7 protein-coding genes are annotated in these 10,324 nt (G+C 62.8%); 3 read left to right on the top strand and 4 right to left on the bottom strand.

What is annotated here, in order from left to right:
* Positions 1–318: 318 nt before the first annotated feature.
* Positions 319–1,707, bottom strand: a complete 1,389-nt coding sequence (locus AAHM41_RS36235) for an IS1380 family transposase (RefSeq protein ID WP_342241495.1) — start codon at positions 1,705–1,707, stop codon at positions 319–321.
* Between the two features lie 277 nt (positions 1,708–1,984).
* Here AAHM41_RS36235 and AAHM41_RS36230 point away from each other — a divergent pair, with 277 nt between their 5' ends.
* The 3 genes from AAHM41_RS36230 (at position 1,985) to AAHM41_RS36220 (ending at position 5,425) form a co-directional block, all read left to right on the top strand.
* On the top strand, positions 1,985–2,776 hold the full coding sequence (locus tag AAHM41_RS36230; protein WP_342241496.1) for an EAL domain-containing protein: 792 nt from the start codon (positions 1,985–1,987) through the stop codon (positions 2,774–2,776).
* 70 nt (positions 2,777–2,846) lie between these two features.
* The gene (locus AAHM41_RS36225) at positions 2,847–4,043 is read left to right on the top strand and encodes an FIST signal transduction protein (RefSeq protein WP_342241494.1); all 1,197 of its coding nucleotides are present in this window, start codon (positions 2,847–2,849) and stop codon (positions 4,041–4,043) included.
* Positions 4,040–5,425: a sensor histidine kinase gene (locus AAHM41_RS36220; protein ID WP_342241493.1), complete on the top strand. Its 1,386-nt coding sequence runs from the start codon at positions 4,040–4,042 to the stop codon at positions 5,423–5,425. The genes AAHM41_RS36225 and AAHM41_RS36220 overlap by 4 nt, the downstream gene beginning before the upstream one ends.
* A 67-nt stretch (positions 5,426–5,492) precedes the next feature.
* Here AAHM41_RS36220 and AAHM41_RS36215 read toward each other — a convergent pair whose 3' ends face one another.
* From AAHM41_RS36215 to AAHM41_RS36205, 3 genes are all read right to left on the bottom strand, one after another.
* Positions 5,493–6,689 (bottom strand): fatty acid desaturase, encoded by a 1,197-nt coding sequence (locus AAHM41_RS36215; protein WP_342241492.1) that lies wholly within the window; start codon positions 6,687–6,689, stop codon positions 5,493–5,495.
* 262 nt (positions 6,690–6,951) lie between these two features.
* The gene (locus AAHM41_RS36210; protein WP_342241491.1) at positions 6,952–8,370 is read right to left on the bottom strand and encodes a PleD family two-component system response regulator; all 1,419 of its coding nucleotides are present in this window, start codon (positions 8,368–8,370) and stop codon (positions 6,952–6,954) included.
* Between the two features lie 722 nt (positions 8,371–9,092).
* Positions 9,093–9,797, bottom strand: coding sequence for a M10 family metallopeptidase C-terminal domain-containing protein (locus AAHM41_RS36205; RefSeq protein WP_342241490.1), 705 nt, complete (start codon positions 9,795–9,797; stop codon positions 9,093–9,095).
* Positions 9,798–10,324 lie beyond the last annotated feature (527 nt).

Here is a 10,324-nt window from a genome sequence, read left to right as displayed (position 1 = left end):
CTAGGTCAGCCCGAACTCCGGAGCGCGCCCGAAAGCGGCCGTCCCAGCCGGCTCTACGAAGCGGACATGACCGGACGCTACCCTAAGGAGACACCGCATGGGCGCTCCAATGCCGGAATCCACGGGATGAGCGAGACTCAACCCATACCAGCCGACCGCCGCGGCCTAGCCTGGATATCTCACGCCGGGCCAGGGGGAGTTGGAGCGGGCCGTGGATTGCATGCGTTATTGCGGAGGGCGCACGGCGTGGCCCGCGGGAGCGGCAGGTGGGGGTCGGCGGTGTTTCGATGCTGTTGAAGGGTGGGTTTGGCGGGCGCGTCATGCGGCGTGGGCGGCGAGCCGGGCGTAGGCGGTGGCCCACTCGCGCCGCCAGGGATGGACGGAGGCCATGGCGATCTTGATGCGCCGGACCGAGATCCTGACGAGGGCGCCGATCTTGAAGAGCTTCAGGCGCAGCGTGGCGCAGGCGGCATTCTCGAACTGGGTGTCCTCCAGGCCGAGGCGGCGAAGCGCGCAGGTGAGCACGTAAGCCATGGAGGCGAACCACAGGCGCAGTTGGTTGGCTCTCATGGTGGCGCTGGAGGTGCGGTCGGCGAACAGGTCGAGCTGGCACTCCTTGATGCGGTTCTCCATGTCGCCCCTGGCGCAGTAGAGCTGCTCGTAGAGCGGCTGGGCCTGCCAAGCCTGGGCGCTGAGCGAGGTGACCACGAAGCGCGGGTTCTTCTCGCCCTGAGTGACCTCGGCCTTGCCGATGACGCGGCGGGCGCGGCTCCAGGCCTTCTTGCGGGGCCGATAGCTGAAGTCCTTGAAGCGGCGGGCGGGCCGGTCCTCGTCGGCCTGGGAGGCGGCCTGGGCCTGGTCGAGCTCGGAGCTGATCTCGGCCACCAGGCGCACGTTGCCCTGCAGGCCGAACAGGAAGTCGACGCCGTTCGCCTCGCACCAGGCCATCAGGGCCTCACGCGCGAAGCCGCTGTCGCCGCGCAGAATGATCTTCACCTCGGGCCAGCGCGCGCGGACCTTGCCGACGATGCGCGCGATCTCCTCCACCGACCCGGCCGCCGCGTCCTGGTTGGCGGTGCGCAGCTTGGCTGCCAGCAGATGGCGGCCGCAGAACACGTAGAGCGGCATGTAGCAGAAGCAGTCGTAATAGCCGTGGAAGAAGCGTCCCTCTTGATCGCCGTGCAGCGGATCGTCGGTGGCGTCCAGGTCGATGACGATCTGGTCCGGCGCGCTGGCATGCGCCTCCAGGAAGAGGTCCACGAACAGCGCCTCGATCGCCTCGGCCCGATAGCTGATCTTCTTGTAGCGGCTGGGCTCGGGCCGGCTCAGCTCCAGCCGGTTCAGGGTGCTCTTGCCCGCAACCGCGGCGCACTTCTGCTGACGCACCGGCTTCAGCTTGCCGGCCAGCACCGCCATCACCGGGTCATGGCGCAGATGGTCGTGGTCGTTCAGGTCCTCATAGCCCAGCGCGATGCCGAACACCCGCTGGCCGACCAGCGTCCTGACCTCATGCTCGATCAGTCCCGGGGCGCGGAAGTCCTCAAAGCAGCCGGCGAAGCGGCTCACCAGCCCGATCGCCCGATCCGCCAGGCCAAGCAGCAGCGCCCCGGCGTCCGAGGTGATGCTTCCCCCATCGAACCCCGCCACCACAGCGCGCTTCTCGACAGCTGCAAACTCGAACCGTTCCGCGATACACTCCGTCTGCATCGGGGCAATCCTCGAATCTGAGTTAAACTGTTGCAGCACAACAATTTTCTCAGATTCAAAGCCCCGATGCACCCCTCACCGTGAGATTTCCGGGCTAGAGCCCCGATGCCGGACGGTACAAGCCCGAAAATCATGCTTCTCAGTCAGGCGCCTTTTATTCTAATATCTTGTAATTTCCGTATCGCGATCGATGCCTAGTGGCCACATATCGAAAGTCGGATCCGAGTCGATGGCCCCGGAGGATCATCCGAAAATACTCCCATACAGGAGATAAGTTATTATTCGCTTTCGTCGTGGGTGGAGGCAAGGACTGCCAGGAAAACTGGACCTCCTGACCGCGCGTCAGGACGGCCAGTTTTCTCTCGCATTTCAACCAATTGTCGAGTCCCTCAACGGAAGCTTGTGTGCATTCGAGGCTTTGATGCGCTGGCACCATCCGATCCGGGGCTTTATATCCCCGAGCATCTTCATTCCGGTCGCTGAATCTTCAGGGCTCATCGCTCTCTTTGGCGAATGGGCACTTCGCGATGCCTGCCAGCAGGCGGCGTCTTGGCCTTGGGCTGCGCAGGTCTCGGTCAACATATCGGCTGCACATGTTCGGTCTCCCGGTTTTCCTTCGACGGTTGCGACAGCGCTCGCGATCAGCGGGTTGGCCCCAGCGCGCCTGGAACTTGAGATTACAGAGTCGGTGCGGCTCGACGCGTCCGACGAGATTGTTGGAGTACTCGACGAGTTGAGAAGCTTCGGGGTCCGGGTGATCCTCGACGATTTCGGAGCCGGTTGGTCGTCCCTTGATGTGCTCCGGCGCTTCCGGTTTGACGGGCTGAAGATCGACCGGTGTCTCGTGTCGGACCTGCCTTCCAATCCACGCGCCGTTGCGATCGTCCGCGCTATCATCCGACTCGCTGGAGAGTTGGGTATCTGCGTCACTGCCGAAGGGGTAGAAGATATTTCCCAGTTGCAGATTGTTCGGGATTTGGGATGTGAACGACTGCAGGGATTTCTGGTTGGAAAGCCTGGGCCGGAGGCAGTGGCACCGAGCCGACATCTGTGGCTCATCTCGGCATAGTAATCGGTTAACTTGAGAGGCTGGTTTGCTGAGCGGCGCTTCGTTTGGAGGGCCGACAACAGGAGGTCGTATGGTCGCAATTGGCCATGGTAGAAGTGCTTCGGCCGCAGTCGCGATCGAGCAATGCTGTGCGGGGCTGGCTGGCACTCGCGCCCGCCTCCTTCTGGCATTTTGTGGTGGAAAGCACGATGGCCTTGAGATCGTCACGGCTCTCCGGGCCGCATTCGGCAATTCGGTCCCTATTGTCGGTGGATCTGCGGCCGGCGTCATCTGGCGAGACGGCCTCGGCTATAGTGGATTGGAGGTGGGGCTCGTTGCCTTCGGAGAGGACGATGTCCTGCCGGAGGTGGTGGTCAACCGCGATTTGCTGGGAGGCGAGCACGCGGCAGGCCAGGCGCTCGGAAAGAAACTGGCGGAGATCACACCCCCAGAGTCCGTCGTATTGATGTTCTATGACAGCGTCGCCAACCAATCACCGCTTCGGCTGCATCCGGCGAGCGATCTGGTGGATGGGATTCAATTGGGGCTCGCCGGTCACAGGATCCGATTGATCGGCGGCGGCACGCTGACCGATATGAACCTGTCGGATGCCTGGATCCTCGATGGAGCGTCGGTCGTCAAGCATGCGGCCGTGGCGCTGGTCCTTCCTCCTGAGCTCAAGGACGAGACGGTCATTCTGCACGGCTGCCGGCCGGTCAGCACCTTCATGGAGATCACGCGCATCGATGGTGCCGAGGTGTTCGAGCTCGACGGGCGCCCCGCGCTCGACGTGATCGAACGGATGCTGGGCGTCACTCTGGGAAGCACCTCGTCGCATGACCTATCGCTGATTGCCACGCTCGGTGAGAAGCAGGGGGACCCCTACGCCGCTTATGACGAGAACCTCTATGTCAATCGTCTGATCCTGCGGGCGAACCGGGCTATCGGCTCGATCACCCTGTTCGAGAAGGATTTTCGCCAAGGAACGCGCGTTCAGATCATGTCCCGGGACAATGCGTTGATGCTCGATAGTGTCCGGAACGGAATCCGTGCGATCAACCAGGCGCAGCGAGGTCGACAGCCGCTCCTTGCGGTCTACATCGACTGCGCCGGTCGCGCCAGCGCTCGAAGCGGAGCCTCGATTGAGGAGGCCCGCCTGGTCGCGGAGGGCCTGGATCCCGCCATCCCGTTTCTCGGCTTCTACTCCGGCGTCGAGATCGCTCCCTTTGACGGCTACAGCCGTCCGCTGGATTGGACCGGCCTCCTCACGGTACTCTCAGCTCGATGAGCGGCGGCTCGCGACGTCTTTCGGGCGCATCGCCCGGCCAGTTGGAGCGGGAACTCGCCTATTATCAACGCGAGTGCAACGACCTCGGCGCTCGCCTGCTGCGACTGCAGGAGGAGCAGAGCCAGGCCTTCCGCGAGGCACGACGCAGTCGAACCCTGGCCAAGCTCATCCGTGAGGCTCACCGTCTCGCGGACACCGTGATCGGTCCGAACGACCTTGGTGATCGGATCCTGGAAGTCGTCGTCGACAACGCCATGTGCGATCGAGCAGCGCTGCTGGTCGAAGAAGCCCCGGGGAACCGCAATTTTCGAGTGACCCATGCGATCGGGCTGCGCGAGACCGCAGCATCGCCCATCACGCTACCGAGCGTTCCCGACTTCTTCTTCACCACCGCGCAATCCAGGATCGAACCTCCTGCCTACGAGCTGACAGGTATTTTGCAACTTCCCTATGTCCTATGGGCATATGACCGCACGACAGGCCACGCGCTGATGATCGGCAACCGCTCCGAGGCGAATGTGAGCCGGGCCTTTGAGGGCGGCGACCAGGAGCTCATCGAAGGAGGGCTCTCGGTCTATATCGACGTGCTGGCCCGCAAGCAGGCGGAGCATGAATTGAGGCGAGCGATGCATGCAGCAGAGCAAGCCGACGAGGCGAAAGCGGCGTTTCTGGCCACGCTCAGCCACGAGCTTCGGACGCCGCTGAATGCCATCATTGGTCTCGCTGAAATCCTGTACTCAAAGCGGTCGCCTACCATGACCGCCGAACGATCTCATGCCTACGCTGCCGAGATCGCAAGCTCGGGCCGGCATCTTCTGCATTTGATCAACGACATCCTTGATTACTCGGCAATCGGCCGTGGACATCTCGCTATCCAGCCTGAATGGGTCCGCCTCGAGCATGCGGTGAGCGCCGCCGTCCGGGCAGCACAGGGGATGGCAGAGGAGCGCGGCGTCACCCTGTCAGTCTCGTCAATCGATCCCGCCTTCGGCCTTCTCGTCGACTCGATCCGGCTTCGCCAGATCCTCGACAACCTGATCGGCAATGCGATCAAGTTCACGCCTCACGAAGGGCGGGTCACGATCGACGTCGAGATCGCAGCAGACAGGTCGATCCATATTCTGGTGAGCGATACGGGGATCGGAATGCGGCCGGAGGACATCGCGGTCGCGATGGAGCCGTTCCGGCAGCTCGAGAATCCGCTCACGAGGACGACGGCCGGCACCGGATTGGGCCTGCCCATCACGAAGGGCCTTGTCGAAGCCCATGGCGGCTCACTCACCATCGTGAGCGAGCCGGGCCGCGGAACGGTCGTCCGAATCGTCTTCCCCGGCGACCTCGGCAGCTCCGGGCGGATGGACACCCCCAAGGCAGAGCACTGACTCGGCATCCGCCGTGCCCGGCCCCGTCAGGTCGCCCTGCATTCGCCAAGCCTGAGGTGACCGCGTCCTATTGCGGCCACGTCGGGATGACATCCCTGGGTGTCGCCGACAGGGTCGCGAGATTCTCGTCGATCGCGCGGAAAAGGCCCCAAGTCTCGCCATAGTTCAGAGGGAAGCCGGGGCATCCGGCATCGACGTCCCGCTGTCGGGCATGGATGTAGTCGGTCCAGAGCTTGGTGGCCGGACGGCGATGGTGGAAATCGTGGCAAGGCGCGTCCCCTACCAAGACGGTAACGCGAACGATCAATTGGATCGTCAGCATGTTGAGCCACCAGCTGCTCCAGGCGCAGAGGCCCGAAGGGGACCAGGCCGGCACGGGTGGCGGAGGGACGCCCGGGAAGACGCCGGCCGTCGCCATGCAGACAAATTCCTTGTCCCGCGCAGCGATGAGTGCCGGTTCGGGAAAGCGGTGCTCGCAGAGGATCCGACCGATCGTCGCCCACTGCAGCAGGAGGGTCAGGGGCAGGAACCAGATGATCAGAAAGATGAGGGCATGACCCGTGAACACCGACGCCACTGTCGGGACTGCGAGCGCGGCGGCCGCCACCGCGTTGTGCACCCGATCATGAGACCGCGTGGCCGCGCGGATGCGGCGAAGGAAAAATCGGACGTGGAAACCGGGCGAAAAGACGACATTGGCCAGCACGCGCCGCCGGAGCTCGCGCTTCGGCAATTCCGGCTCGAGGCGACACATGCCGAGTACGAAGTCGGCAAACTCGTCCTCTTCGGTGAGGAGCTTGCGGGCGCTATGGTGCCGCATATGCTCCCGCCGGTACTGGTCGAAATGCTTGAACAGAAGGATGGCGGAGATCAGCCGACCGACGGCCCGGTTGCGTTCCCACGTGCTGAACACCGTACCGTGAGCGCAGTGATGGAACACGACGACCTGGAACACGCCGAGACCGGAGGTTGTCAGTGCCAGGGAAATGAGGAGCATGACGGCGCCCGGCCCCAACGGGACCCAGGTCGACATCAGGCCGAACAACAAGCCTGCCGCGACCAGGAGGCATGCTTGGTGGACGAAGTGGATCGGAGATCGATCGACCGAGGTCTCTGCCGGGGCCGGCTTCGCGGTCAGCCAGGAGAGGAATGGTTGGAGGGTGGCAGGCAGCCGCGCAGCCATTTCCGCCCTAGGATCGCGTCGGATGGTGAGCGCAGGTTGGTGCGCATCGGTATCCCCAATCTGGGCAACAAAGGTGGACATGAATTTCTCCTCCCGCATCGGCACGGCGGCAATTCGTCACGACTCCGAGACGGCGGAAAGCTGTCTCAACGGACGGGAATTACCTAAAAAGATTGCCTTATGCTCGCGAGACGTGAAAGCAATGGTATCGCTTGCCCGTAAAAATGGGATGCGACACGCGGCTTGCAGCGGCTTCGCCCGCCAATTCGGCCCTCAGCCGGGAAGGAAACGATGACCGGTCGAACGGGCCGAATAGGTGTCTGGGCCGGTTGAGCCGCCGATCTCAACGACGCAGGCAGGCCAGATGCTTAAGCGTGGCGGTCCGGCCTCGCTCGCCCTCTGCGGACAGCGCAAGCTCAACCCTGTTGCGGCCCTGCGCTTTGGCGGCGTAGAGCGCCCGGTCGGCTGACCGCATCAACTCGTCGATCCCGATGTCGGAGGCTCGGGTTATGGCTATGCCGATGCTGACGGTCAGCGGAAAAGGGCTTTCATCGGTGGGGTTGAACTGCTGCGCTGCCACCTTGGCCCGAACCCGCTCCGCCGTGCCGGCGACATCGTCAAGACTGGCACCGATCATGACGACGGCAAACTCCTCACCGCCCAACCGGGCAACGAGGTCTATGGCTCGAACCTCCTGGCGGAGCCTCTCGCCCAGCAATCTGAGTGCTGCGTCGCCGGCCTGGTGACCAAAACGGTCGTTGACGATTTTGAAGCTGTCGATGTCGATCATCAGCAGGGCAATGCTCGCCTCCTGCTCTTCCGTCAGCACGCCTTCCAGATGCCGCATGAAATGGCGGCGATTGTAGAGGCCAGTCAGCGGGTCGATCAGCGCCATCTTGAGAGCGCCATCGAGCGCGCTTCGCAACCGATCCTGGTACAGTTTCCGCCGGATCTGATTGCGGGCGCGGACCTTGAATTCGTTCGGATTGAATGGCCTGGAGACCCAGTCGTTCACGCCCAGGTCGAAACCGCGAAGGACGAGATCCCGATGGTCCAGCTCCGCTATGAGGAGAAGCGGTATTTCCCGGCTGACGACATTGGCCCGGAGTTTCGAGGCGAGACGCAGCGGCTCGAAGCCCCGCATCGAGAGATTGACTATGATCAGATCGACCTCGCCCACGGCGGAAACGGCGACCGCCTCTTCCTCGTTCGAAGCCCGGATCGTGTGGATGCCATCCTCGGCCAGCGCATTCTCAACGCTGGTCGCGCTGAGGTCCCAGTCATCGACGACGAGAGCATAGGTCCCTTTGACGTCGACCTTGCCAAGCGGCTCGGGAGCCAAGCCGAGCGTTCGGGTGGTCTCGTGCCGGGCCCTCCACTGATCGAAGAGTTGCTTGAGACGAACAAGCCCCTTGATTCTCGCGAGAAAGGCTTCGGTGTCGATCGGTCGCGTCAGAAAATCGTCGGCCCCGCACTCCAGCCCGCGCAGCTTTTCGGCCGAGCCGTTCAGGGCAGTGACCATGACAACTGGGATATGCATGGTGCGCTCGTCCGACTTCAGTCGTCGGCAGGTCTCATAGCCGTCCAGTTCCGGCATCATCACATCAAGTATGATCACGTCCGGTTGCCAACCCCGCGCTGCGTTCAGAGCCTCGCTCCCGCTCGACGCCGTCTGTGTTTCGTAATATTGATCCTCTGCTATCACACTTAGAATGTGAGCATTTGCTTCAATATCATCGACGATTAGCACCCGAGCTGTCATCTTCTTCGTCTCAAGCCGAAATCATCGGTAGGGAAGTTGGAGAATGTCGATCAATTTATGGGTGCCGCGATGTGCGCGCCGGCTGCGAATTCCACCATCAAGGAATAATATCACGCCACGACCGATCTTACATCATGCAGAGCGCATTGCGCCGAAACCAATTGGCACCACCGAGCATGCGGTTCAGGCAGCCAAGAACGAAGTGGGGTGAGTATTATTTTATGAAATCTGTGCTCGGCTGCTTATTCAATCTTCTGCTCAGCGCAACGGTCCGCGGCAAACTACCGCCGGATTGGTCAGTCCGGAGTGCGCGATAGCCGGCCACAGCCGCGGCGCCCCGATAGCGGACATCGCTCGAACTCGCAGGCTCCGGTCGTTCTTGGTCGACCCGGACCTCGGAACGCGCCTGAAACCGGCCATCGTAGCCGCGTCGACGAAGCGGACGCGGCCGGATGCGACCCTGATCGGTCATGAGGCACAGCAAGAGCAGTTGCTTTTTTTGCCGGTCTGCCGTCGGCCCATTGCTGACGATCATCGGCTCTCCTGGCTTCCTCGGAGCGGGCATTTTTGCACTCCATCGTTGGCAGATGCCGAACTCGCCCGCTCAGGAAGGCCAATTGTCGATTCCGGTTGAGTGGCGAGAGAATGACCGTCGGGAAGGTTGCGCAGTGGCGGCACCCGCCCTGACCGGCGGATACCGCTAACGGACTGGTCGGCCGGCGCTATAGCACGAAGTCGGCGGCGACGAGGCCGATGGCGCCGGTCAGCTGGATGTGGAAATCGGAGACGCCGTCGCCATTGACGTCGCCGGCGATGGTGGTGACGGTGCCGTCGGAGGCATAGCGCAGCTCGCCGGCGTGATGGGTGAAGAGCCCGGTGCCGATGAAGCTGAAGGCTTGGTTGCCGGCGGCGCCAGTGTTAGCGTCGATCGCCGACAAGTCCACGCGGTCGCCCTGGGCGTGGCTGAAATCTGTGATCCGGTCGGCGGCCCCGACCTTGCTATCACTCGCAGCGGTGAAGGCGAAGCGGTCGGCGCCGCCGCCACCGCGCAGCACATCCTGCCCGGCCCAGCCGTTCAGTACATTGGCCGCGGCGTTGCCGGTGATCTGATCGGCCCCGGTCGAGCCGTTGACGTTTTCGATGCCGACCAGGGTGTCGCCCTGTGCGTCGCCGCCCGACCCGGTGCCGGCCGAGAGGTTGATCGCCACGCCGACCGTGCCGGTGTAGTAGCTGGCGGTATCGCTACCGGCGCCGCCGTCGAGCCGGTCGGCCCCGGCCCCGCCACGGAGCACGTCGTCACCGCCCCAGCCGGACAGGGTGTTGGCGCTGGCGCTCCCGGAAGGGCTCCGAATGTCGGCAAAGGGGACGATCCGGTCTCCCTGGTCGAATATGCCTAACTCGCCGATCGGATAGACGGCCGCGGTCACGCTCCTCGACTACTTCAGCTCCTTGATCCTGTGCCCGGCGAGCGGGAGGTGGCGCGCGAAGCCCAGGCCGCCCGCTCCGAAATTCTCGCCCGATCTACGATCTTGCACGACGGCGCTGACCGGCATCTTTCATCGGCAGACGAGATGGACACTTACTGAGCAAGGATCGGTGAAGAGGAATGGATGTCGTGGATCACGATAAGTTCCTTACTCCTGAGGAAGTGTCCGAGCGCTACCGCGGAGAGGTCACGGTAGGCACTCTGCGAAACTGGCGATCAATGCGGGTTGGACCTTCATTCGTGAAGATTGGAAAGGCGGTGCTATATCCGGTCAAAGAACTTGACGCGTGGGATGAGCGAAATTTGGTGAAGTGCCGTGCGGCACAATGTCTCAGGATGACGGAGCAGTACGAGCCGTGATTATCGTGGGAAGCAGCACTTTACAGATCCCAAGCACCGCTTCCAATCCGGGTTAGCTTGAGGATTTTATCGCATCGAATCAAGCGATTATCGAAATGGAAAGGCTGT

The sequence above is a fragment of the Inquilinus sp. OTU3971 genome (assembly GCF_038440215.1).
This window is presented reverse-complemented; position numbering and strand designations above follow the sequence as displayed.

Bases quoted from the DNA above. Each gene is read 5' to 3' on its own strand.
- AAHM41_RS36210 (WP_342241491.1), bottom strand. From the start codon at position 8,370: ATGACAGCTCGGGTGCTAATCGTCGATGATATTGAAGCAAATGCTCAC.
- AAHM41_RS36225 (WP_342241494.1), top strand. From the start codon at position 2,847: ATGGTCGCAATTGGCCATGGTAGAAGTGCTTCGGCCGCAGTCGCGATC.
- AAHM41_RS36215 (WP_342241492.1), bottom strand. From the start codon at position 6,689: ATGTCCACCTTTGTTGCCCAGATTGGGGATACCGATGCGCACCAACCT.
- AAHM41_RS36235 (WP_342241495.1), bottom strand. From the start codon at position 1,707: ATGCAGACGGAGTGTATCGCGGAACGGTTCGAGTTTGCAGCTGTCGAG.
- AAHM41_RS36220 (WP_342241493.1), top strand. From the start codon at position 4,040: ATGAGCGGCGGCTCGCGACGTCTTTCGGGCGCATCGCCCGGCCAGTTG.